The sequence below is a fragment of the Rathayibacter sp. PhB186 genome, assembly GCF_003751825.1.
In the GTDB taxonomy this organism is placed as follows: domain Bacteria; phylum Actinomycetota; class Actinomycetes; order Actinomycetales; family Microbacteriaceae; genus Rathayibacter; species Rathayibacter festucae.
This window is the reverse complement of the sequence record NZ_RJKO01000009.1, coordinates 129,515-153,210: the sequence shown is the minus strand read 5'-3', so window position 1 is coordinate 153,210 and position 23,696 is coordinate 129,515. Positions and strand designations below refer to the sequence as shown.

Below are 23,696 nucleotides of genomic sequence, written 5' to 3'. Positions count from 1 at the left end.
CGGTGCGGATGGGGCGGGCCGTCGCGCCGGTCGTGCGCCGATGCGCGTCCCGCCTGCCCCTTCATCGTCGGTCCACCCCCGCTCCGCTGGCGAGGTGCTGGCCATCTCGCTGTCGAGCGCCTACCCTCCCGCCCACCGCCGCTCCCCCGCCCACCTCCGGCACGCGGAACCGTCTCCGGCACGCGAAAAGCTCCCGAAACGACGAGCCCGAGGTCGTTCCACGAGCCGAACCTCCGACGCCCCCACCTCCGGCACGCGAGAACACCTCCGGCACGCAGGAACCGCGCGATCCTGCGAGCCGGACGCCGTTCCGCGAGCCGAACCTCCGATGCGCCACCTCCGGCACGCGGAACCACCTCCGGCACGCCGGAACCCGCTGATCCCGCGAGCCGGACGGCGTTCGGCGAGCCGGAGTCCACAGGAGCCGCCCGCCCCGGACCCGCGCCGCAGAACGACGGGTCCAGCGCACCCCCGCGACCGCACCGCCGCCTTAGACTCGGCTGGCGGTCCCGTCCGCTGGTCCTGCTTCACCGATGGAGGTGCACGGTCGTCACCGCGTCCGGCTCGCTGCCCGCCTGGGCCGGGTCGCTGGCGGTGCGCCGCTGGCGCAGCCACTCCCGGCTCTTCGCGCTCGTCGTCGCCGTCGCGGTCCTCGCCGGCTCCGTGCTCTGCGGGGCGCTCCTGCTCGTCCGCTCGTCCGAGCAGGCCGGCGTCAGCGGAGCGCTGACCTCCCTCGGCTCGGAGCGCGTCGACGTCACCGTGCGCGTCCTCGGCCCCGGCAGCCCGGTCACTGCGGCGCGCGAGGCGGCCGACACCGCGACCCGCGAGGCCTACGGCGGCGACGTCATGTGGACGAGCAGCGGCTGGGCGAGCTCCGAGTGGGCGACGACCGCGGAGGGCGTCTACTCCTACCTCGTCGAGCTCGACGACCCGGCCACCGACGCCGTCCTCACCGCGGGCGCCTGGCCGACGGCCGCGCCCGGCGTCGCCCTCCCCGAGATCGCCGCCCGCTCCCTGGGTCTCGCCGTCGGCGACTCGATCACCCTCGGCGACGAAGCCCCCCTCCGGATCGACGGCCTCTACTCCGCCTCCCGCGACTCCACCGACTACTGGGAGAACGACCCGCTCCTCGCGCAGGGCGACGTGCAGGACTTCGCCGAGCCGAACCGCTCCTTCTACAACCCCGTCCACGCCGTCGGTCCGCTGATCACCGCGCCGGGCGGACTGGACGCCTCCGGCCTCGTCCCTGCGCAACTCGAGGCCGTCGAGAGCCCGCGGTTCCCGAGCACCGGAGTCGAGGGCCTCGCCGAGCTGCGCGCCGCGGCCGGGGACGCGGACCTCGAGATCGCCCGCGCCGTCCCGCATCCGAACGGCTCGCTCTTCGTCGACACCGAGCTGCCCGCCGCCCTCGACGACGTGGCGGACGGTCTCGCCGGGTCGCGCGCCGCCGCCCTCGTCGTCGCGCTGCTGCTGGCGGTCGTCCTCGTGGTCTGCGCCCGCGCCGTCACCGGGCTGCTCGCCGAGGCGCGCCGCGAGGAGATCGAGCGGCTGCGCGAGCGCGGAGCGACTCCCTTGCAGCGGGTGGGCGCGGTGGCGGTCGACGGCCTCGCGGTCGCCGCGGTGATCGCGGCGCTCAGCCCGTGGGGCGGTGTCCTGCTGCACGCGCTGGTCGTCTCCGCGCCGCCGCTCGACGCCGCGGGCCTCCCCCGCTGGGTGCTGCCGGACGCCGCCGCCCTGCTCTGCGCCGCCGCGGTGGCGCTCGTCGTCGGCGTCCTCGTCGCCCTGCCGCCCGCGCCGGCCGCAGGCGAGGGCCCGCTCGCCGCGGCCGGCCAGACGATCCTCGTCGTCGTCGCGGCCGTGCTGGTCTGGCGCGCGGCGACCGGCGGCACCGAGCGCGGCGACCTCCTGCTCACTCTCACCCCCGCGCTGCTGCTCGGCGCGATCGCCGTGGTCGGCGCGCGGCTGGCGGAGCTGTGCGCGCGGCCGGTCGCGGCCCTCGCGGTCCGCTCGCGCGGCGCCGTCGCTCCGCTGGCCGGCTGGTTCGCCGCACGCGGACGCGGTCGCTCGACCGGCATCGTGCTCGTCGCGCTCACCGTCGGCGCCTCGGTCGTGGCGCTCGGTGCGAGCGCGACCTGGCAGCAGGGCGTCCGCGACGAGGCCGCGGTCGCCCTCGGCGCTCCCGCCCGGTCGTCGGTCTCGGCCGACGGCGCGCCCGTGCTCCGCCGGCAGAGTCTCGTGGCGAAGGAGGCCCCGCCCGGTCTCGGGAGCGAGGGACCCGGCGCGGCGGCGCAGATCCTCGCCCTCGACGCCCGCGCCCGGCAGCTGCTCGGCACGGGATCGGGCCCGGTCCCGCGCGCGGGCGGCGCCGACATCGCCGGGGAGCTGCGCGCTGAGGACCGCGTCGACACCGGCCCCGCCCTGCCCGCCGGGACCACCGGGCTCCAGCTGCTCGCCGGACTCGACGCGCCGGAGGGGCTCGAGGTGCAGGTGTCGGCCGCCGTGGAGGACGAGCGCGGGCGGATCGACATCCTGCCGCTCGGCGCGCTGACCTCGCCGACCGAGCCGGTGCCGCTGGCCACCGCGGAGGGAGCGATCGACCCGGCCGCGTCGCTCCGCCTCGTCGCGCTCACCGCGACCCTGCGCGACGTCGAGACGGACACCTTCGTCACCGTCGACGTCTCGCTCGAGTCGCTCGCCACGCTGTCCGCGGGCTCGGACACGCCGGTCCCGCTCGCGCTGACCGGCGCCGCCGAGTGGGCCGGCTCGCGCCAGGACACCGGCCGACGACCGCCCGAGGTCGCGGTCACCGCGACCGGGGTGCGCCTCTCGATCCTGACCCAGCTCTCCTCCGCGCCGACCACCTACGGCGCCGTCGGCTGGGACCCGGAGGAGCCGGTCGGCGCGGTCCTGCCCGAGACGCTCGCCGACGACCTCGACGTCCTGGCGGGGGCCGCGGTCACCGCTTTCGTCGCGGGCACCCCCGTCTCGCTGCGCATGGTCGGCGACACTCCGGAGGTGCCGGGAGCCGCGACCTCCGGCGATCTGGCGTCGCTCGCGGCCGGGCTGGCGTCCAGCCCGCGATCCGACTCGACGATCGTGGTCGACGGCCGCGCGCTCGCGCACCGACTGGTGCAGGCCGACGCCTTCGGGAGCCTGGTGGACGAGTACTGGTCGGCGGAGGCGGCGGACGCGGCGGGCGCGACCACCGCGGACGAGCCCGAGACCGTCACCGCCGCGTCCCTCGCCCGCCGGATGCAGGAGGCGCCGCTGCGCGCCGAGATCCCCGCCGCCTCCGCGGTCGTCGTCTGGGCGAGCCTGCTGCTCGCGCTCGCCGGCTTCTCGGCCCGGGCCGCCGCGGTCGCCCGCGCGCGACGCCTCGAGGCGGCGCAGCTGCGGGCGATCGGGCTCTCCCGGCGCGGGATGCTCGCCGTCCTCTCCGCCGACACCGCCGCGACCGCGCTGGCCGGCGTGCTCGTCGGCCTGGCCGGTGGCTGGGCCGTGCTGGCGCTCACCGGCAGCCGCCTGGCCGCGGGCGCGAGCGGCCGCCCGGTCGAGCTGGTGGTGCCGTGGCAGGCCGTCTCGCTCCTGCCGGTGGCCCTGCTGCTCGCGCTCGCCGCCGTCTCGGCGGCCCTCGCCCTCGCCCAGCGGCGCCTGCCGCTGTCCGAGCTGCTCCGGCAGGGGGCGGACGGATGACCGCGTCCGGGCGCCCGAGCGCCGCCGCCCGCCCGGCGCAGGTCACCGCCGCCCCCTCCCCAGCCCGCCGCACCGACGGCCTCCGCGCCGTCGGCGCCGCCGCCTTCCTGATCGCCCGCCGCGCCCGCCGCGACCTCGTCGCCCTGCTCGGAATCCTCGTGCTCACGGCCCTGACCGCAGCCCTCGCCGTCGCCGTGCCGCACCAGCTGCGCACCACCCTCGACGCCGCCGCGGTCGAGGCGGTCAGCGCAGCCGGGAGCGACGCCGACCTCCGCCTCCTGAGCACCGTCGCCGACGTCTCCGGCTACGACACCACCACCTCCGAACGCCTGCTCACCCTCGCCGACGAGCTCCCCGAGCGCCTGCCCGCGCCGCTCCTCGACGTCGTCCGGAGCATCGACACCGCCATCCTCGGTCCGGAGGAGCCCGCGCGGATCCCCGCCGGCGACGCCGTCGTTCGCGTCGGCGTCCTCGATCCGGCGGCCGCCGACGGCGTCCGGCTGGTCGCCGGCGCGCTGCCCGCGGAGGAGGACCCGGGCGACCCCGCCCCGGTCGTCGTCTCCTCGGCGAGCGCCGCCGCCGCCGGGCTCTCGGTGGGCGACGCGATCGACGGCGCCTCCCGCGGCGGCGGCCCCTCGCTCCGCATCACCGGTGTCATCGAGCCCGTCGACCCGTCCGCCGCCGCCTGGACCGACCTGCCCGGCCTCTGGCAGCCCGGCACCTCCGGCAGCAGCGGCGGCGAGCCGCAGCCCGTCGTCGTCGCCCTCACGAGTCCCGTCGTCTTCGACCGGATCGGCCTGCTGCTTCAAGAACCGGCCGTGGGCACGATCCGCGTCAGCGTCGAGCCCGCGCGCTTCGACCTGGCGCGGACGGAGACGGTGCGCCGCGAGATCGACGCGCTCGAGACGTCGACCTCGACGATCACCGAGGGCGCTCCGCTGAGCGTCGCCGCGGAGTCCGGCTACGAGGAGGCCCTCGCCGCGCTCCCGCCGGCCGCCGCGGCCGCCACCGCGCAGCTGTCCACCCTCGCCGCCGGGCTGCTCGGCGTCGCGGTGCTGGTCACCGGTCTCGCCAGTACCGCGCTCACCCGGCGGCGGCGCCCCGAGATCGCGCTGCTGCGCTCGCACGGCGCCTCCCTCGGCCTGCTCGGGAGCCACGCGGGCGTCGAGGCGCTGATCCTCACCGCGCTCGGCGCCGCGCTCGGGCTCGCGACCGCCGCCGCCCTCGGTGCCCCGCCGGAGTCGCCCGGCCTCCTGATCGCCGTCGCCGGCGTGCTCGTGGTCGCGCCCGTCGTCGCAGTGCTGCGCCCGCTGCTCCGCCCGCCGCGCCGGATCCGCGTCCTCCGCCTCGCCGGGGCGGGCCTCCTCCTGGCACTGGCCGTCATCGCGGTCGCGGCGCTGCGCGGCGGGGCGCGCTCGAGCGGCGGCGTCGACCCGCTCGCCCTGGTCGCGCCGGTGCTCTGCGCGGCGGTGATCGCGCTGGCGCTGGCGCCCCTGCCCGCCGCGCTGCTCGCCCCGCTGCGCCGGGCGGCCGCCGGCATGCGCGGCCCCGGTCCGCTGCTCGCCGGCGCCGGCGCGCAGGAGGGCCGCTCGCTGCTCACCCTCGCGACCCTGGTGCTCGCGGCGAGCACCGCCCTCACCTCGCTGGTGCTGCTGCAGACCGTCGCGGCGGGTCAGGAGTCGCTGTCCTGGCGTACCGTCGGCGCGGACGTCCGGGTCGACGACGCCGCCGCCGGTCCCGCGCTCGCCGCGAGCCTCGCCGACGGCGGCGCGGTCACCGCCGCGATCGGCGCCCTCGACGCCGTGGAGGTCCGCAGCCCCACCGCCTCCCTCACCGCGACCGTGCTGAGCGTCGACGACGACTACGCCGACCTGCTCGCCGCGCTGCCCGACGACCAGCCGCAGCACGCCTCCGCCGAGGCCGTCCGCGCCCTCGTCGCGACCGGCCCCGCCGAACCGGTGCCCGTCCTGGTCGACGCGCGACTCGCCGCCTCCCTCGGCACCGCGCCGTTCGGGCTCGAGGTGGACGGCGCACTGCTGCAGGCGGTGGTCACCGGGGAGCCTGTGGCGGGCCCTGACCGGATCGACACCTCCGTCGTCGTGGTCGACCGCGAGGCGCTGACCGCCGCCGTCACCGCCGCGGGCGGCGACTCCCCGGCACCGCCCGGCACGGTCCTCGCCGTCGGCGCAGTCGACCGCGCGGCCCTCCCGGATGGCACGATCCTCCGCTCCGACGTGCTGGAACGGCAGCGCGATTCCGCCCTCGTCGCCGGCGTCGCGGACGCGACCGGACTCTCGCTCCTGGCCACCGCGGCGCTCGCCGTCCTCGCCCTCCTGGTCACCACGGTCCTCGGCGCACGCCGGCGCGGCGGGACCCTCGCCCTGCTCAGCGCGCTCGGCGTCCCCGGTCGTGCGCGGCTCGTCCTGGCGGCCGGCGAGCTGGTCCCGGCGGTGCTGAGCGGGGTCGTCGGCGGAGCGGTCGCCGCGGCCGTCGTCCTCGCCGCGGCCTGGCCGGCGTTCGGCGTGGAGACCCTCGTCGGCGGCGACGCGGCCCTCTCGATCCCGTGGCCGCTGCCCGTCGGCCTGCTCGGCGCGGCCGTCGCCGCCCTCGCGCTCGCCCTCGCGGTCGACGCCCCGCTCTCGCGCCGCGTGCGCACAGCCGACATCCTGAGATCCGGAGAGGAATCATGAGCCCCAGCAGCGCAGCGAGCCCTACGAGGACGGCACGAATCGGCCGATCACCCGGGCGTGACAACGCGCCCGCCGGCGCGCCGCTCCCCACCGGCACCCTGGCCGCCCGCCGCACCGGCGAGTACGGCGCCGAGGCGCTGATCGTCTGCGACGCCCTCGTCCGCGTCTTCCGCGCCGGCGGCGTCGAGGTGCAGGCGCTGCAGGGCCTCGACCTGCTCGTCGGCGCGGGCGAGGTCCTGGCGATCGTGGGCGCGTCCGGCTCCGGCAAGTCGACGCTGCTCGGCATCCTCTCCGGACTCGACGCCCCCACCGCCGGCCGCGCCCGTCTCGACGGCCACGACCTCTCCGCCCTCCGCGGCGCCGAGCTGGTCCGCTACCGCCGCTCGAGCGTCGGCTTCGTCCGCCAGCAGTCCGCGAGGAACCTGCTGCCCGCGCTCACCGCCGCCGAGAACGTCGCCCTGCCGCTCGCCCTGGCGGGGCGCGGCCGGCGCGAGCGGGCGGCGAGGGCGCACGAGCTGCTCGGGATGCTCGGCCTCGCCGAGAAGGCCGACCGCCGACCGGCCGCGCTCTCAGGAGGCGAGCAGCAGCGCGTCTCCATCGCCGTCGCCCTGGCCGGCTCGCCGCGCGTCCTGCTCGCCGACGAGCCCACCGGCCAGCTCGACGCCCGCACCGGCGACGAGGTCTTCGCCGCCCTCCGCGCGGTGAACGAGTCGCTCGGCTGCACGATCCTGATCGTCACCCACGACCCGACGGTCGCCGGCCAGGTGCAGCGCGCGGTCGCGATCCGCGACGGCCGGATCTCCTCCGAGACCCTCCGCCGCGACGAGCTCGACGCGAGCGGCGGCACCACCACCTCCGAGGAGGAGTTCGCCGTCCTCGACCGGGTCGGTCGGCTGCAACTGCCCGCCGAGTACCGCGACGCGCTGAAGCTCGAGGACCGGGTGCGGCTGACGCTCGAGGGCGACCACGTCGGCGTCTGGCCCGAGCGCCGCGAGATCGACCCGGCCGCCGACTCCGCCCCCGAGGAGCCCCCGCGATGACCGACGTGCTCGTGGTCGAGTCCCTCACCCGCACCTTCCGCACCCCGGCCGGCGACGTGACCGCCCTGCGCGACGTCTCGTTCCGCATCCCGCGCGGCCAGATCGTCGCCCTCTCCGGCCGCTCCGGCTCCGGCAAGACGACGCTGCTGAACTGCATCAGCGGCCTCGACGTGCCCACCTCCGGCACCGTCCTCCTCGACGGCGAGCCGGTCACCGGCCTCGACGAAGCGGCCCGCACCCGCCTGCGCCGCGACTCCCTGGCCTTCGTCTTCCAGACCTTCGGGCTCCTGCCGCACCTGACCATCGCCGAGAACGTCGGCCTCCCGCTCCGCCTGCGCCGCGAGGAGCCGGCCCGCCGGGACGAGCGCGTCGCCCACCTCCTCGACCTGGTCGGCCTCGCCGGCCGCGGCCGCTCCCGCCCGGGTGAGCTCTCCGGCGGCCAGCAGCAGCGCGTCGCGATCGCCCGCGCCCTCGCCGCCTCGCCGCGGCTCCTGATCGCGGACGAGCCGACCGGCCAGCTCGACGCGGCGACCGGCGCGGCGATCATGGACCTCATCCGCGCGGTCGTGCACGCCGAGTCGGCGACCGCCCTGATCGCCACCCACGACGCCTCCGTCCAGGCCTCGGCCGACCGCGTCCTCCGCATCAGCGAGGGCGCGCTCGCCACCCGCGGCCGCCACGCCGCCCCCGCCACGGGCCCCGACGACGCGCCGACCCCGCCCGCCTGAGCCTCCGTCCGCGCCACCTCCGGCACGCGGAACCACCCCCGGCACGCCGAAACCCCGCAAACCCGCGAGCCCCACTCCATTCCACGAGCCGAACCGCCGCCCCACCCACCTCCGGCACGCGGAACCACCTCCGGCACGCCGGAACCCCCCGATCCGACGAGCCCGACTCCATCCCACGAGCCGAACCTCCGCCCCACCCACCTCCGGCACGCGAAACCACCTCCGGCACGCCGCCACCCCCCGATCCGACGAGCCCGACTCCATCCCACGAGCCGAACCTCCGCCCCATCACCTCCGGCACGCGAGAACACCCCCGGCACGCAAGAACTGCGCAATCCGACGAGCCCGACTCCATTCCACGAGCCGAACCTCCGCCCGCCCCACCTCCGGCACGCGGAACCACCCCCGGCACGCCGGAACCCCGCGATCCCGCGAGCCCGACCTCATCCCGCGAGCCGGACCTCCGAGCACCCCCGCGTCCCCCTGAGAGGGGTTCCGCCCCGCGGGAGACGTAAGGTGTGCTCACACGCGCCCGCGGACGGGCGGGCCCCGCATCGCAGCGGCACCCGCGTCCCTGCGACGAAGCGCCGCCCGATCACAGGAAGCCACGGTGCCCGATGCCGGAAGACAAGCCCGCGCCGCGGGCCCCGAGCATCTACGACGTCGCCCGGGCCGCCGGAGTGTCGCACCAGACCGTCTCCCGCGTGCTCAACGACCACCCGAGCCTGCGCGCCGAGACCAAGAAGCGCGTGCTCGGCGTGATGGCCGAGCTCGACTACCGGCCCAACCTCGCCGCCCGCGCCCTGGTCACCAGCCGCACCCGCACCATCGGCGTGCTCTCCTCGCAGAGCCTCCAGTTCGGCCCCGCGTCGAGCATCCAGGCCATCGAGGTCGCCGCCCGCGACGCCGGCTACCTCGTCGTCACGGCCAACGTCGACGGCACCGACGGCGACTCCATCCAGGCCGGGATCCGGCACCTGCTCAACCAGGCGGTCGAGGGTCTGGTGGTCATCGCCCCGCAGATCCGCGTCTTCGACATCCTCTCCGGCGTCGCGCTGCGGATCCCGAACGTCACCCTGCAGACCACCGACGCCGAGCGCGGCGACGCGCTCTACGTCGACCAGATGGCCGGCGCACGGATGGCGACCGCGCACCTGATCGAGCTCGGCCACACCGAGATCGTGCACCTCTCCGGTCCGCAGGACTGGATCGAGGCCGAGGCCAGGATGCGCGGCTACCTGGTGGAGCTCGGCGACCGGAACCTGCCGCTGCGCCCGCCGATCCTCGGCGACTGGAGCGCCGAGCGCGGCCACCACGTCGGCCTCGAGCTCAGCCGCCTCCTCGACGTCACCGCGGTCTTCGCCGCCAACGACCAGATGGCGCTCGGCGTGATGAGCGCGTTCCACGAGCGCGGGATCCGCGTCCCCGAGGACGTCAGCGTCATCGGCTTCGACGACATCCCCGAAGCCGCCTACTACTGGCCGCCGCTGACGAGCGTGCGGCAGGACTTCGCCGAGCTCGGCCGACGCTGCGTGGCCACGCTGCTGAGCCTGATCGAGGGCGAGCGTCCCGAGGCGTCTCCGCCGATCGACCCGCAGCTGATGGTCCGCGGCTCCACCGCCGTTCCCCGGTCGCTCGCGGCCGTCGTGCGCGCGGCGCACCGATGATCCGCGCCGTTATCGAGTCGAGACATCCGTGGTGGCACGATTGCCGCCAGCGGGTCTAGCATCACTCCATGTGATCGCTCACATGAGCGTCCCGCCGCCGCTGGCACCCCGCGGCAGCCCAGCACCCGCTGCATTCAATGACGAAGGAATCACAGTGACCACAATGAAGCGCGCTCTCATCGCCGGCCTCGCCGGCGGCGCGATGATCCTCTCCCTCGCGGCCTGCTCGAGCGGCTCCGGCGACTCGGGCTCCGGCTCGGGCGACGGCGGCCTCGTCGGCGTCGCGATGCCGACCAAGTCCTCCGAGCGCTGGATCGCCGACGGCAACAACGTCAAGTCGCAGCTCGAGGACGCCGGCTACCAGGTCGACCTGCAGTACGCCGAGGACGACATCCCCACCCAGGTCTCGCAGCTCGAGAACATGATCACCAAGGGCGCCAAGGCCCTGATCGTCGCCTCGATCGACGGCACCACCCTCACCAGCGTGCTGGAGGAGGCCAAGGCCAACGACATCCCCGTCATCGCCTACGACCGCCTCATCCGCGACTCGCCGAACGTCGACTACTACGCCACGTTCGACAACTACAAGGTCGGCGTCCAGCAGGCCACCTCGCTCCTCGCGGGCCTCGGCCTGACCGACCTCGAGGGCACCGCCGCGGCGAGCGCCCCGGCCGGCCCCTTCAACATCGAGCTCTTCGCCGGCAGCCCCGACGACAACAACGCCACGTTCTTCTTCAACGGCGCGATGGACACCCTCAAGCCATTCATCGACGCGGGCACCCTCGTCGTGAAGTCGGGCGAGACCGAGTTCAACACCGTCGCCACGCTGCGCTGGGACCCCGAGGTCGCCCAGAGCCGCATGGAGGACATCATCACCAAGACGTACTCCGACGGCTCGAAGATCCAGGGCGTCCTCTCGCCCTACGACGGCCTCAGCCGCGGCATCATCTCCGCGCTGACGGACGCCGGCTACACCGTGGGCACCGACTTCCCGATCATCACCGGTCAGGACGCCGAGCTCGACTCCGTCAAGGCGATCATCTCGGGTGAGCAGTACGCGACCATCTACAAGGACACCCGCGAGCTCGCCAAGGAGGCCGTGCTCATGGCCCAGGCCGTCCTCGAGGGCACCGAGCCCGAGGTCAACGACACCGAGACCTACGACAACGGCGAGAAGGTCGTCCCGTCCTTCCTGCTCGAGCCGGTCATCGTCACCAAGGACCAGATCCAGTCCGTGCTGGTCGACGGCGGCTACTACACCGACGCCGAGGTCAACGGCTAAGCGCCACCTCCACTGAAGTCAGCACGACCCCGGGAGGGCGCCCATCGGGCGCCCTCCCCCACTACGAAGGAAGGGAGGCACGCGTGACCACGAACATCCTCGAGATGCGCGGCATCACCAAGACGTTCCCGGGCGTGAAGGCGCTCCAGGACGTCACGCTGAACGCCGAGCGCGGCGAAGTCCACGCGATCTGCGGAGAGAACGGCGCCGGCAAGTCGACGCTGATGAAGGTGCTGTCGGGCGTGTACCCGCACGGCACGTACGAGGGCGACATCGTCTTCGAGGACGAGGTGATGCAGTTCGCCAGCATCCGCGACTCGGAGGCGAAGGGCATCGTCATCATCCACCAGGAGCTGGCCCTCAGCCCCTACCTCTCCATCGCGGAGAACATCTTCCTCGGCAACGAGGTCCGCGGCTTCGCCGGTCTGATCGACTGGAACAAGACCAACCAGGAGGCGGCCTCGCTGCTCGCCCGGGTCGGCCTGAAGGAGAACCCCACCACCAAGATCCAGGACATCGGAGTCGGCAAGCAGCAGCTCGTCGAGATCGCCAAGGCGCTGTCCAAGCGAGTCAAGCTGCTCATCCTCGACGAGCCCACCGCGGCGCTCAACGACGAGGACTCCGACCACCTGCTCGACCTGATCCTGCACCTCAAGGAGCAGGGCATCACCTCGCTGATCATCAGCCACAAGCTCAACGAGATCAAGAAGATCGCCGACACCGTCACGGTCATCCGGGACGGCAAGACGATCGAGACGATCGCGCACGACGACGTGACCGAAGACCGGATCATCAAGGACATGGTCGGCCGCGACCTCGACCACCGCTACCCGGACCACACGCCGCACATCGGCGAGGAGATCCTCCGCGTCGTCGACTGGACCGCGCACCACCCGCAGGACCCGACGCGCGTCATGGTCGACAAGGTGAACCTCACCGTGCACCGCGGCGAGATCGTCGGCATCGCGGGCCTGATGGGCGCCGGCCGCACCGAGTTCGCGATGAGCCTCTTCGGCCGTTCCTACGGCAGCCGCATCTCCGGCCAGGTCTTCAAGGCCGGCAAGGAGATCAAGATGCGCAACGTGTCGGAGGCGATCGCCCACGGCCTCGCCTACGCCACCGAGGACCGCAAGCACTACGGCCTGAACCTGATCGACGACATCAAGCGGAACATCTCGCTCGCGTCGCTGCCCAAGGTGTCCAGCGCCGGACTCGTCGACGACAACCGCGAGTTCGAGGTCGCCAACGAGTACCGCGGCAGCATGAACATCAAGTCGCCGACCGTGCTCGCCAAGACCGGGAAGCTCTCCGGCGGCAACCAGCAGAAGGTCGTCCTGTCGAAGTGGATCTACTCCGACCCGGACGTCCTGATCCTCGACGAGCCCACCCGCGGCATCGACGTGGGTGCGAAGTACGAGATCTACACCATCATCAACAAGCTCGCGGCGGAGGGTAAGGGGATCATCGTCATCTCCTCCGAGCTGCCCGAGCTGCTCGGCATCTGCGACCGCGTCTACGCGCTGTCGGAGGGCCGCATCACGGGCGAGCTGCCCATCGCCGAGGCCACGCCCGAGGCCGTCCTCACCCTCATGACCCAGGAGAAGCAACGATGACCGATCTGCAGAACACCCCGCCGACGGCGGCGGGAGCGCAGGTGAACCCCACCGAGAACGCGTTCACCAAGCGCCTCAGCCACGTGCTGGGCGACCTGGGCAAGAACGGCATCTTCATCGCCCTGATCGTGGTGGTGCTGCTGTTCCAGATCATGACCAACGGGATCCTCCTGCGTCCGCAGAACATCTCGAACCTGATCGTCCAGAACGGCTACATCCTCATCCTCGCCATCGGCATGGTGATGGTCATCGTGGCCGGGCACATCGACCTCTCGGTCGGCTCGATCGCCGCGTTCGTCGGCGCCATGTCCGGTGTCTTCGCCGTCAACATGGGCCTGCCGTGGTTCGTCTCGATCGTGCTCTCGCTGCTCATCGGAGCTCTGGTGGGCGCCTGGCAGGGCTTCTGGATCGCGTTCGTGGGGATACCCGCGTTCATCGTGACCCTGGCGGGCATGCTGATCTTCCGCGGCCTGGCGCTCGTCGTCCTCGGCAACGCGAACATCGGCTCCTTCCCGATCGAGTACCGCGCCCTGGGCAACGGCTTCCTCACCGACCTGTTCGGCGAGACCACCGGTCTCGACCCGCTGTCGCTCGGCGTCGGCGCGCTCGCGATCGTCGCGTTCACCGTCCAGTCGGTGCGCACCCGCCGCGGCCGCCAGAAGTACAACCAGGGCGTCGAGCCCGGCGCCTGGTTCGTCACCAAGCTCGTCCTCATCGCCGTCGTCGTCGCCGCGTTCGCCTTCGCGCTCTCGTCGTTCAAGGGCATCCCGGTGACCCTGATCGTCCTCGCCGTCCTCGTCCTCGTCTACGGCGTCGTGATGAACCGCTCGGTCTTCGGCCGCCACGTCTACGCCATCGGCGGCAACCTGCACGCCGCGGAGCTCTCGGGCATCAAGACGCGCAACGTCACCTTCTGGCTGTTCGTCAACATGGGCGTCCTCGCGGCGCTGGCCGGCCTCGTCTTCACCGCCCGCCTCAACCTGGCGGGCCCGAAGGCCGGCGACGGCTTCGAACTCGAGGCCATCTCGGCCGCGTTCATCGGCGGCGCGGCCGTCCAGGGCGGCGTCGGCACCATCGGCGGCGCGATCCTCGGTGGTCTGATCATCGGCGTCCTGAACAACGGCATGTCGATCATGGGCATCGGCATCGAGTGGCAGCAGGCGGTCAAGGGCCTCGTGCTCCTGCTCGCGGTCGCCTTCGACGTCTACAACAAGCGCCGCTCCGGCGGACGCTAGCCGCTCCGGTCGTGGCCGACTGGTCGCGGTTCCTGCCGCTCAGCTCCGGAGCCTCGGTCGACGAGTCGGGGGTCAGCAACGACTGGCGCCCGCTCGTCGCGGATCGGCTCGACCGGCTCGCCGTCCTGGCCGCCTCCCCCTCCTTCGCGGAGGGCGGGGCGGCCAGTGCCGTCTCCACCCCTCTTCTCGGCGCCCTCGTCGTGCGGCTCTCCAGCAGCACGACGCAGCGGCTCGCCTCCCGCCTCGGCGCTCGCGAGGCCGCCGATCCTCCCGCCCCGGCAGCGCTGCCGGCGGCTCTCACCGCCCTCGCCACCGCCCGCCGCGCCGGTCACGGCCCCACCGGCGTCGCCGAGCTGGTCGAGGCCGTCCGGGTGGAGCTCGCCCTCGCCCCCGAGACCGTGCTCCCCGAGAAGGTGAGCGGGGCCGTGGCGCTGGACCGCTCGCTCCGCGCCCCGCTCGCCATCCGCGCGGCGGCCCGCGGCAGCTCCCTCGTGCCGACCGACGCCTCCTGGTCGCTCGGCTCCGGCCCCGCCGTCCGCGCCCCGGCCGGCGAGATCCTCCGCTTCCTGCTCGACCTCGGGCCGTTCCCCACCCAGTCCGGCTGACCAGGGGCCGACCTTTCCTGCTCGGGCTCAGCCTCTTCCCATTCGAGCTCAGCCACCCGGCGTCGCTATACGAAGAAGGAAGAGGCGCTCGCCACCTCGCATCGCGGTTTTGAGGCGAGCATGCGGATAACGGGAATCCGACGAAGGAGCTGGGCACTTGCCGTCCCCGGCACGCAGACGGGATGCGCCTCGATACACCCATACACAAGAGGTGGCACAATGCACTCCATGAGCAGCCGCAACCTTTCCCGTCAGGATCTCCTCGCATTGCGCGGACTCGTCAACACTCTCCATTCGCTCCTGTTGGCAGAGATCGTCGACAGTCACGCGGTCGGCAGAATCAGGATCTCGCTGCGAGACAGTGGACTCCTCGGCGGAACGGAAGTCACAGATCCGGCCGACATGGACATCCGCCAAGCGCTCGAGGATCTCTTCCACCGGATGCTCTACGTCCTCTATGAAACGGACGAGCTCGGCAACCATCACCCCGTCTGGTCGGGTGACGAAGCGAGAGAGTCCGACGCTTAGTGACCTTCCGATGTCAGCGGGTTCTCCGCTGACAATCCGCGTGGAGTGAAGCTCAATCCCTGCCAATGCTCGTTCATGACAGGCTGATCCTCATCGCGGGGAAGATGATGAAAGCTGCTTTGAAGCCAGAGTATCGGCTCGGTCAGTCGCTCCTCATTCACATAGTCGATGAGAGAACGGCCACAGTGCGGCGTGGTGTTGCCCGCTGCCAGCAGCTCGCACGGGCGATTCTGGGTCACGATCAGGTCGTTCTCCGCATATTCAGCTCCCGGGACACTCTGGTACGAGTCCCTGTTCTGCAGATCGATGTCGTATCCGACCGCATGAGCATCAGAGTTGAGGACCTTCTCGTTGGTCAACCGCCAGGAGTGCCTCAGACTGCTTCGCGTCGCCGTTTCGACGCGTATCGGCGAAGCGGTCGTCGTCACCTTCGACTCTTGCATTGAATAGCTGATTTCGTCCAGCCGCAAGGAAGTCGGGGAACCGAGATCGAACTGCACGCGCCAGAAGATGTTGTGGAAGTGGGCGAGACGCTTGTCCTTAACACCCTCACCGAGTGGAACCGAGTTCGTATCGTCGCCGAGGAACGACGGGGCGAGCCTGCCGCCCGCTCCGACGCTTGGACGCATCGAGCCGTCGTCGCAAAGAGTCCAGCGGTTCACATAGGTGTACCAGTCCACCGGCGTCATCGTGAAAAGGTCCAGGCACTGCCCGGGTTGCGAATGATTGCCGGAGTCGAAGCTGTCGTCGGACCACGCGTACCTCAAATTATCTTGGATCAGCGTCGCGCAGAGAAGCGGACGACCGTTGCTCACGATCTCGCCACCCGGGCAGTCCGAAGGGCGCAGATCCGCCGTATGAGATCCGAAGGCGGGCATGTCCAGCTGGCCGTGCTCGCCGTCGTCATAGGGGACGTGGATCTGGGCTAGTGCCGCCTCAGCGAGAACCGTAGGGCGATCGGCATCAGGAGCAGTGAATTCGACATTCGAGAGCGTCAGCCCGACCATCGGCTCGTCCGCCCAGCAGAGGGACCACTGCGAACCCGCATCGAATGTGCGCGTGAGAGCATGCGAGCCGGCACCGCAGGTCGAGCCGAACACGTCTGCGTCAATGTCTGCAACGCGGCTCGGAACACACCCCGGCAGGAGAGCGAGAGCGGCCACGCTGAGGATGATGCCCCGATGCCACCGCCACTTCCCTGCAGTCATCGCTAATTGCACTTGCGATCAGAAGCGCCGCCGGTCGCAGTTCCGACGACACACATCACCGTGTTGGTTCGCTTGAAGTCGAACAGCTGCGTCCGGAAGTACGTGTCCTTGAAAGTGTCGCTGTGGGACTCCTGCAGCACCCCGTCAGCTGATTCGAGCCGACATGTCCACGTTCGCGTTTTGACGGGATGGAAGCCGGCGCCGACGCACTTGTAGTCGTACTGGCTGGTCTCAGTGTTGTAGTAGAGCGTCACGGTCACGGTACCTCCCGCTGCCTCGGCCTGAGACGCATTGAGCGCCAGCCCTCCCGCGATCGCCAGTAAAGAGGCGCCCGCCGCCGTCCATATTTTGGATACGCTCCGCCGCCTGGTGATTTTCAGTTCAGTCACGCTTCTCTCTCTTCCTGGTCGTGGACGAATCGACCATCGGGGAAGACGTCCTCGACGGCTTGATTGGGCCGAGGCCTTCTCGTCGTCGTTTGTGAGTATTGAATACTCGTATGGTCTTCGAAGCAACCTCTCAAGGTTCTTGGCGCGATACATCGCCTAACGCGGGGAACCGGTGCTGCTGAATTGACGGTCGACACCCGCCGTAGCATCGAGGCATGACGCGCTCACTGCCGAGAAGCTCCCCCTCCGCCCACGCCCTCGACGCCGGTGGCGTCCTCGATCTGCTCGACGCGATCGAGGCCGCTCCCGGCGTCGAGCTGCACGGCCTGATGGTCGTGCACGCCGGGGCAGTGGTCGCCGAGGGGTGGTGGGCGCCGTACTCCGCCGAGCGGCTGCACCTGCTCTACTCGCTGAGCAAGAGCTTCACCGCCGCGGCGGTCGGCCTCGCGGTGGGCGAGGGCCTCGTCGACCTCGATGCGACCGTCCTCTCCTTCTTCCCGGAGCTGAACGCCGAGATCACGGATCCGCGGTCACGGGCGATCCGCGTCCGCGACGTCCTCGCGATGGCGAGCGGTCACTCCGCCGAGACCATCGACCGGGCGCGCGAGCTCGATCCCGTGGACATGGTCCGCGGCTTCCTGCTGCTGCCGCCGGAGCAGGAGCCGGGCAGCGTCTTCGCCTACAACCAGCCCTGCACCTTCGCCGCCGCCGCGATCGTCCAGCGGGTGAGCGGCCTGCCGCTGACCGAGTACCTCCGCCCGCGCCTGCTCGACCCGCTCGGGATCGGCGAAGTCGCCTGGATCCGCGACGCCTCCGACCGCGAGATCGGCTACAGCGGGATGCACACGACGACGGAGGCGGCCGCCGCCCTCGGGCAGCTCTACCTCCAGGACGGGCGCTGGGGTGACGCGACGATCCTCTCGCCGGAGTGGGTCGCCGAGGCGTCGACCGCCCACGTCGCCACTCCCCCGGCCGACTCCCCCGACTGGGAGCAGGGCTACGGCTTCCAGTTCTGGCGCTCGCTGCACGGCTACCGGGCCGACGGCGCCTACGGGCAGTTCAGCCTGATCCTGCCCGAGCACGACCTCGTCGTCGCGATCACCGGGCAGAGCACCGATACAGGCGCACTCCTCGCCGCGGTCTGGGAGCACCTGCTGCCGGCGGTCGGCCGCGGCTCCTCCGTCGAGGCCGACGCGCGACTGCTCACGCGCCTCGGCTCGCTCGGGCTCGCGCCGCTCCCCGCACTGCCCACGACGCCGGAGCCCGGGCGCTTCTCGCCCGCGGCCGGGTCGGCGATCCGCTCGCTGACCGCGCTGGAGATCGCGGGCGACGCGGCCGGCTGGTCGCTCGCGCTGATCGAGGGCGAGGAACGGCTGCTGCTGGCCCCCGGCTCCGGCGAGTGGACCGTCACGGACGCGTTCGCGGCGAGCGCCGGCCCGGGCGAGGGCGGGACCATCCTCGTCGACGTCCTCTTCCTCGAGACGCCGCACCGCCTGCACCTCGCGCTCGACCCGAACGACGGCACCTTCGCGGCGCACTGGGAGACGGAGCCCCTGCACGACGGCCCGCTCGCGCAGCTGCGCGCCCCGCGCTCCCTGCTGGTCGAGTAGTCCCGCAGGGACGTCTCGAGACCCACATTCCTCAGCAGGCCGGCTCTGCAGACTCGACTCCCGACGAAGGTGGATCTCGATACGCCCGCTCCGCGGGCTACTCGATCAGCATGAACTCCGACCCCCCGATGGGCGGACCTCACATCGCAACGCTCCCCGCCGCATGCTGGTCGAGCAGGCCCGCGGGGGCGTATCGAGACCCACGTCCTCCAGCGGAGCGGCACTCACCCCTCGCCAAGTGTTGACGTCGCCATGTACGGTCGAGAAGCGGTGTTTGCGTGAACATCGGTCCGGCGTGCAAAGGAGCACAGCATGAGTCCTCGACAGCGATCCGTGGCGGCGGGAGTGGCGGCCCTCCTCGCGGCCGTCCTCCTCGGAGCGGGAGCGTCCCCCGCGGCGGCCGCCCCCTCCGGCGTGGTCACCGACCCGAACGACGGTGTCCCGCGGACGAGTCCGCCGCCCGTCTACACCGACTACCCCGCGATCCAGGACCCAGGTCGCGCCGCCGCCGATTACTTCCAGCCCTCCTGGTACGACACCGACGGGCGCCACATCCAGGCGCACGGCGGCCAGATCGTCACCACGCAGGAGAACGGCCAGGAGGTGCAGTACTGGTACGGCGAGGACCGCACCAAGGGCTACTGGAGCAGCCCCGGCGTCGCCGTCTACCGCTCGACCGACGGCCACAACTGGGAGAACAAGGGAGTCGCGCTGCACAGCGTCGCCACTCCCGACGACCTGAAGTCCCCCTACTTCGACGCCCTCTACGACACCGTCGACGACGCCGGCCAGCCGCGTGCCGACCGCATCGCCGAGCTCGACTACCACCTGGACACCACGCAGGCCTCGCCGAACACCGCGATCTTCGAGCGGCCCAAGGTGCTCTTCAACGAGAAGACCGGCAAGTGGGTCATGTGGTGGCACTCCGACGGCCGGATCACCCCCGGCGGCAGCACCTACGCCCGGTCGATGGCGGGAGTAGCGACCTCCGACAGCCCGACCGGCCCCTTCACGATGCAGGGCGTCTACCGGCTCTACAACCGGTCGAACTACCAGGCCTGCACCACCTCGGCGGTCCCCGGCCAGGCGCGCGACATGACCGTCTTCCAGGACGAGGACGGCACCGCGTACATCTCCTACTCCTCCGAGGAGAACTACTCCCTCTACATCGCGAAGCTCGACGCCGACTACACGAACGTCGAGCGCACGACCACGACGGACACCCTCGACGCCGACCAGTACTCGGCCGACGGCACCTACCCCTACGTCTTCGCCGACGGGAAGGCCGGAGCGCCGGTCCGCGGCACCGACTTCCAGATCGTGAAGGAGTGCGGCCACCTCGAGGCGCCCGCGATCTTCGCGAACGGCGGGAAGTACTACACGATCGCGTCCGGAGCGACCGGCTGGGCGCCCAACCCGCAGACCTACTACACGGCCGACTCGATCCTCGGCTCGTGGATCCGCGGAGTGGAGAAGGGCGACGTCAACGAGAATGTCGCCTACAACGCGATCCCCGAGGGCGGCGACGGACTCCTCTCCGTCGGCGACACCCGGAAGACCACCTTCGGCTCGCAATCGACCAACGTGCTGACCCTCGCGCCCGGCAAGTACGTCTACATGGGCGACCGCTGGGCCGACGGCGAGTCGAACTCGAACTACGTCTGGCTGCCGATGACCATCGGCGAGAACGGCCGCCTCGAGATGCGCAACCCCGCCGTCGAGGACCCGGCGCGCTGGGCGACCGGCTGGAACGAGTCCTACTGGGACGACAAGGGCGTCGGAGCCGGCACCTGGTCGGTCGTCGACGACCGCCTCCCCGAGGCGGTGCGCCGGAACGCCGACGTCGCCGCGGTCCTGCCCGCGACGGTCTCGGTGAAGACCGACACCGCCACCCGCGACGTCGCGGTCACCTGGGCGCCCACCGGCCCCGCGCTCCTCGGCACGCTGACGGTGACGGGCACGCTCGCCGCCGACTCCGAGTTCGCGCGCGGCCGCACCTTCACCCGCACGATCGAGGTCGCGGAGCCCGGGATCGCGAATCTCGCGCCCGGCGCCTCGCTGACGGTCTCGAGCCGCACCGACCTCGCGCCGACGCTGATCGACGGGAACGTGAAGGCGAAGGGCTGGGACGACTGGACCGGCACCGGCTACCCCCGCGACAGCCGGCTCGCCTTCTCCTGGAGCAGCCCGCAGAACCTCGACTCGGTGACGGTGCACGCTTTCAAGGACGGCGCGACGGCGACCTGGCCGTCGCGCATCGAGGTCGAGTACCAGGTGAACGGCGCCTGGACCACGAGCACCGTCGCCGCGACTCTCTCGCAGGCCGCGTCCGACGCCGCGCCGACGGTCGCCCTCGACCTGTCCTCGCTCCCGGACACCACCGGCCTCCGCCTGCACCTGACGAGCGCCGCGAACACCTGGCAGTCGATCGCCGAGGTGCAGATCTGGGGCACCGCGCCGCCCGTGAACGTCTGCCGGGTGAAGGGCGCCGCCGTCTCGGCGTCCTTCAGCCAGACGAAGTGGGCGACCCTGCCCGCCGGCAACGCCTGCGACGGGAACGTCGCGACGGCGTGGTCGACCTGGACCGACCAGGCCTTCGCTGGCAGTGCGGACTTCACGCTGACGAACACGGAGGCGCACCGCGTCGCCGGGCTGTCGTTCACGAACACCGAGGGCACGCTGGCTTCGGTGAGCATCGCCTACCGCGGCACCGACGGCGTCTGGCGCCCGACGTCCGCGCAGAACGTCGCTCCGGCAGTGAACGGCGCACTGACGACGATCCCCTTCACCGCGGTCGACGCCACGGGGCTGAAGCTCAGCTTCTCGACGCCGAACTCGTACCTGAAGATCACCGAGATCGTGGTGCCCGAGGCGGCCGCTCCCGCTCTGAAGGTCCCGGCCGTCGTGTCCTCGCGCTGCATCGCCGGCAAGGCGGTGCTGTCGGTGACGGCGACCAACGGCGAGACCGTGCCGATCGGCGTCACCGTCTCGTCCTCGTACGGGCAGAAGGCCTTCGCGAGCGTCGCGGCCGGCGCGAACGCCAGCCACAGCTGGACCACCCGCCAGGCGTCGATGCCGGCCGGCGAGGTCACCGTGACCGCGACGTCCGGCCCGTCCACCCTCGAGCAGAAGGTGAGCTACCCGGCCCGCACCTGCTGACCCGGCCCTCCATGCTGGTCAAGTAGCCGCGCAGCGGCACCCTTCATGCTGGTCGAGCAGCCGCGCAGCGGCCCCCTCCATGCTGGTCGAGTAGCCGCGCAGCGGCCCCGTTCATGCTGGTCGAGTAGCCGCGCAGCGGCGTATCGAGACCCACCGTCCTCAGCAGGCAGGTCTGCAGACTCGTCCTTCTGACGCTGTGGATCTCGATACGCCCGCTGCGCGGGCTACTCGATCAGCATGGAGCGCTGCCCTCGCCTGCCGAACCGCAGCCCCTCCTCTGCATGCTGGTCGAGTAGCCGCGGCACGCGGCGTATCGAGACTCACCCACCCACTGCACCCGGAAGCGGGGTCTCCCCCGCCCGCCCGCCACTGATAGGAATCTCAGGCCGGCGCATCGCCGCGTCCGGCAGAACGGGAACCTCAGTGATCCGCACCACCCGCGCCGTCCTCGCGACCGCGGTCCCCTCCACCGCCCTCGCGCTCAGCCTGGTCTTCGCCTCGGCGGCTGTCGCTCCGGAGGCGGTCACCGCGCCGGAGGCCACCGCCACCGCCGCGCCCGTCCCCGTCGCCTCCGCGTCCGCCTCGCCGACGGCCCTGCCCTGGCCGTCGACCGCCACGCGCAGCGGTCGCGGCTCCGTCACGGACGCGACGACCGCCTGCTGCGCGGTCCCCCCGCCGACGAGCACCCCGAGCGCCGTCGCCTCGCCCGCTGACGACTCCGCAGACGGCTCCCCCGCTGAGAGCGACTCCCCCGACGGAGCCTCCCCCGCCGCGACACCCGCGCCCGAGTCCCCGGAGCGCGTCCCCGAGCAGCAGGACGCCGGCGGCGTCGACGTGGGCGTCAGCATCGACCCGCCGACCGCCCCCGGAGCCCTGTCGATGACCGTCGCCGACTCGTCCGCCACTCTCGTCGAATCCGGCTCCACCCCCCTGCGCCGCCAGTTCCTCGGCGCCCTGCCCACCGTCACGGTCACCGACACCCGCGATTCCGCGCAGAGCCCGGCCTTCGCCGGCTGGTACGTCCTCGGCTCCGCGAGCGACTTCACCGGCGCGAGCGGCCGCGCGATCGGCGCCGAGCACCTCGGCTGGACCCCGGAGCTGAGGGGCACCGGTGACGCGGTCTCCGCGGGCCCCCACGTCGCAGGAACCCTCGACGGCGGCCCGGGCCTCAGCGACGCGGTGCTCCTCAGCGCCGCCGACGACTCCCCCGCGGCGTCCGGCTCGTGGTCCGCGACCGCCACCCTCCTGCTCGGCACCGAGCCCACCGTCGCGGCCGGCGGCTACCGCTCGACGCTCACCCTCTCGCTCTTCGAGTGAGCCGGCCCGACCCTCACTCCCCGAGCGTCGCCAGGATCTCGTCCGCCCGCACCGCGACGGCGTGCTCCCGCTCGGCGACCTCGGCGAGCGCCTCGCGGTGCTGCTCGATCAGCGCCGCCTGGTACCGCGCCTCCAGCCCGCTCAGCGTCTCGACCAGGGCCGTCTCCTCCTTGCACCCCACGTCGATCAGGGCCGCCCGGATCGCCGCCTCGCGGTCGACCGGCACCTCCGGCGTCCCCGGCGAGTGCTCGCCGGTGCGCAGCACGAGGCCGCGCTCGACCAGGCAGGCGCTCCAGCGCGCGCGGGTCGCCGCCCACTCCGGCCGCGCCTCGCCGGCGGACCTCGCCCGCTCGCGGATCCGCCGCGGCAGCTCCGTGATCGCGAGCGACTCCGCGTCCGCGCTGTCGCGGCCGAGCCCGGGCAGCTGCTCCGTCGACTCGAGGCAGCCGGCGAAGGCGGGCCCCCAGCCCGGATCCGCCCGGCTCGCGGCCAGGAGCGACTCGTCCAGCGCGTGCATCAAGGCCGTCCGCTCCCCGTCGAGCTCGTAGCCGGAGCGCGACGCCTGCTCCTCGGTCCACACCCCGTAGACGCTGTCGGCGAGCGGCGGACGGACCATCGGTCCGAGCCGGGCCGGTGGGTAGGACCGGTCGGCCTCCCGGAGGCACGCGTCGAGCAGCAGCGCGTTCGCCTGCGCCACCCGCCCCTGCGCGGCCGGATCGAGGAAGTACGCGTCGATCGGGAGCACGATCACGGCGGTCGATCGGTCCAGGACGGCGCCGAGGTCGGCGGAGGCACTGATGTCGACGTCGTCGCTCCGCACGGGGACAGCAGGCTCCGACGCTGCGCAGCCCGCGAGGACCAGTGCGATCAGGGCCGCCGCGACGGCCGCGGCAGCGCGCGGGCGCCTCGCCCGACGAGGGCGGACGGGAGGG

General features: G+C 72.5%; 16 protein-coding genes. 13 read left to right on the top strand and 3 right to left on the bottom strand.

Annotation, left to right across the window (positions count from 1 at the left end; all coding sequences use genetic code 11):
* Positions 1 to 594 precede the first annotated feature (594 nt).
* The 10 genes from EDF45_RS21455 (at position 595) to EDF45_RS18480 (ending at position 15,081) form a co-directional block, all read left to right on the top strand.
* Positions 595 to 3,693: an ABC transporter permease gene (locus tag EDF45_RS21455; RefSeq protein WP_185020270.1), complete on the top strand. Its 3,099-nt coding sequence runs from the start codon at positions 595 to 597 to the stop codon at positions 3,691 to 3,693.
* A complete protein-coding gene (locus EDF45_RS18520) occupies positions 3,690 to 6,383 on the top strand; it encodes a hypothetical protein (protein ID WP_123737324.1) in 2,694 nt (897 codons plus the stop codon). Before EDF45_RS21455 ends, EDF45_RS18520 begins: the two co-directional genes overlap by 4 nt.
* Entirely contained in the window at positions 6,380 to 7,423 is a 1,044-nt protein-coding gene (locus tag EDF45_RS18515; RefSeq protein ID WP_123737325.1) for an ABC transporter ATP-binding protein, read from the top strand. Before EDF45_RS18520 ends, EDF45_RS18515 begins: the two co-directional genes overlap by 4 nt.
* Complete coding sequence (locus EDF45_RS18510; protein WP_123737326.1) at positions 7,420 to 8,151, top strand: ABC transporter ATP-binding protein; 732 nt, start codon at positions 7,420 to 7,422, stop codon at positions 8,149 to 8,151. The genes EDF45_RS18515 and EDF45_RS18510 overlap by 4 nt, the downstream gene beginning before the upstream one ends.
* Before the next feature lie 617 nt (positions 8,152 to 8,768).
* Positions 8,769 to 9,818: a LacI family DNA-binding transcriptional regulator gene (locus EDF45_RS18505; protein WP_123705241.1), complete on the top strand. Its 1,050-nt coding sequence runs from the start codon at positions 8,769 to 8,771 to the stop codon at positions 9,816 to 9,818.
* Positions 9,819 to 9,981: 163 nt separating this feature from the next.
* On the top strand, positions 9,982 to 11,100 hold the full coding sequence (gene chvE, locus EDF45_RS18500) for a multiple monosaccharide ABC transporter substrate-binding protein (protein ID WP_123705242.1): 1,119 nt from the start codon (positions 9,982 to 9,984) through the stop codon (positions 11,098 to 11,100).
* 83 nt (positions 11,101 to 11,183) lie between these two features.
* Positions 11,184 to 12,713 (top strand): multiple monosaccharide ABC transporter ATP-binding protein, encoded by a 1,530-nt coding sequence (mmsA, locus tag EDF45_RS18495; RefSeq protein WP_123705243.1) that lies wholly within the window; start codon positions 11,184 to 11,186, stop codon positions 12,711 to 12,713.
* Positions 12,710 to 13,948, top strand: a complete 1,239-nt coding sequence (gene mmsB / locus EDF45_RS18490) for a multiple monosaccharide ABC transporter permease (RefSeq protein WP_123447756.1) — start codon at positions 12,710 to 12,712, stop codon at positions 13,946 to 13,948. The genes mmsA and mmsB overlap by 4 nt, the downstream gene beginning before the upstream one ends.
* Positions 13,949 to 13,959: 11 nt before the next feature.
* Positions 13,960 to 14,553, top strand: coding sequence for a hypothetical protein (locus tag EDF45_RS18485; protein ID WP_123737327.1), 594 nt, complete (start codon positions 13,960 to 13,962; stop codon positions 14,551 to 14,553).
* A 228-nt stretch (positions 14,554 to 14,781) separates the two neighbouring features.
* Positions 14,782 to 15,081, top strand: a complete 300-nt coding sequence (locus tag EDF45_RS18480) for a hypothetical protein (RefSeq protein WP_148060324.1) — start codon at positions 14,782 to 14,784, stop codon at positions 15,079 to 15,081.
* Here EDF45_RS18480 and EDF45_RS18475 read toward each other — a convergent pair.
* Together EDF45_RS18475 and EDF45_RS18470 are read right to left on the bottom strand one after the other, a co-directional pair.
* A complete protein-coding gene (locus tag EDF45_RS18475; protein ID WP_185020269.1) occupies positions 15,078 to 16,244 on the bottom strand; it encodes a hypothetical protein in 1,167 nt (388 codons plus the stop codon). The two genes, EDF45_RS18480 and EDF45_RS18475, sit on opposite strands and share 4 nt — an antisense overlap.
* A 47-nt stretch (positions 16,245 to 16,291) precedes the next feature.
* Positions 16,292 to 16,678 (bottom strand): hypothetical protein, encoded by a 387-nt coding sequence (locus tag EDF45_RS18470; protein ID WP_148060325.1) that lies wholly within the window; start codon positions 16,676 to 16,678, stop codon positions 16,292 to 16,294.
* Between the two features lie 215 nt (positions 16,679 to 16,893).
* Here EDF45_RS18470 and EDF45_RS18465 point away from each other — a divergent pair, with 215 nt between their 5' ends.
* From EDF45_RS18465 to EDF45_RS18455, 3 genes are all read left to right on the top strand, one after another.
* Complete coding sequence (locus tag EDF45_RS18465) at positions 16,894 to 18,288, top strand: serine hydrolase (protein ID WP_123737331.1); 1,395 nt, start codon at positions 16,894 to 16,896, stop codon at positions 18,286 to 18,288.
* A 312-nt stretch (positions 18,289 to 18,600) separates the two neighbouring features.
* Positions 18,601 to 21,447 carry a glycoside hydrolase family 43 protein gene (locus EDF45_RS18460; protein ID WP_123737332.1) on the top strand — a complete coding sequence of 949 codons (2,847 nt, stop codon included), beginning with the start codon at positions 18,601 to 18,603 and terminating at the stop codon, positions 21,445 to 21,447.
* A gap of 423 nt (positions 21,448 to 21,870) precedes the next feature.
* The gene (locus tag EDF45_RS18455) at positions 21,871 to 22,764 is read left to right on the top strand and encodes a hypothetical protein (protein ID WP_123737333.1); all 894 of its coding nucleotides are present in this window, start codon (positions 21,871 to 21,873) and stop codon (positions 22,762 to 22,764) included.
* A 13-nt stretch (positions 22,765 to 22,777) separates the two neighbouring features.
* Here EDF45_RS18455 and EDF45_RS18450 read toward each other — a convergent pair whose 3' ends face one another.
* A complete protein-coding gene (locus EDF45_RS18450) occupies positions 22,778 to 23,584 on the bottom strand; it encodes a hypothetical protein (RefSeq protein ID WP_123737334.1) in 807 nt (268 codons plus the stop codon).
* Positions 23,585 to 23,696: the final 112 nt, after the last annotated feature.

Excerpts from the sequence above, each read along its gene's own strand:
- EDF45_RS18510 (WP_123737326.1), top strand. The coding sequence starts at position 7,420 with ATGACCGACGTGCTCGTGGTCGAGTCCCTCACCCGCACCTTCCGCACC.
- EDF45_RS18520 (WP_123737324.1), top strand. The coding sequence starts at position 3,690 with ATGACCGCGTCCGGGCGCCCGAGCGCCGCCGCCCGCCCGGCGCAGGTC.
- EDF45_RS18465 (WP_123737331.1), top strand. The coding sequence starts at position 16,894 with ATGACGCGCTCACTGCCGAGAAGCTCCCCCTCCGCCCACGCCCTCGAC.
- EDF45_RS18505 (WP_123705241.1), top strand. The coding sequence starts at position 8,769 with ATGCCGGAAGACAAGCCCGCGCCGCGGGCCCCGAGCATCTACGACGTC.
- EDF45_RS18515 (WP_123737325.1), top strand. The coding sequence starts at position 6,380 with ATGAGCCCCAGCAGCGCAGCGAGCCCTACGAGGACGGCACGAATCGGC.
- EDF45_RS18480 (WP_148060324.1), top strand. The coding sequence starts at position 14,782 with ATGAGCAGCCGCAACCTTTCCCGTCAGGATCTCCTCGCATTGCGCGGA.
- mmsB (WP_123447756.1), top strand. The coding sequence starts at position 12,710 with ATGACCGATCTGCAGAACACCCCGCCGACGGCGGCGGGAGCGCAGGTG.
- EDF45_RS18460 (WP_123737332.1), top strand. The coding sequence starts at position 18,601 with ATGAGTCCTCGACAGCGATCCGTGGCGGCGGGAGTGGCGGCCCTCCTC.
- chvE (WP_123705242.1), top strand. The coding sequence starts at position 9,982 with ATGAAGCGCGCTCTCATCGCCGGCCTCGCCGGCGGCGCGATGATCCTC.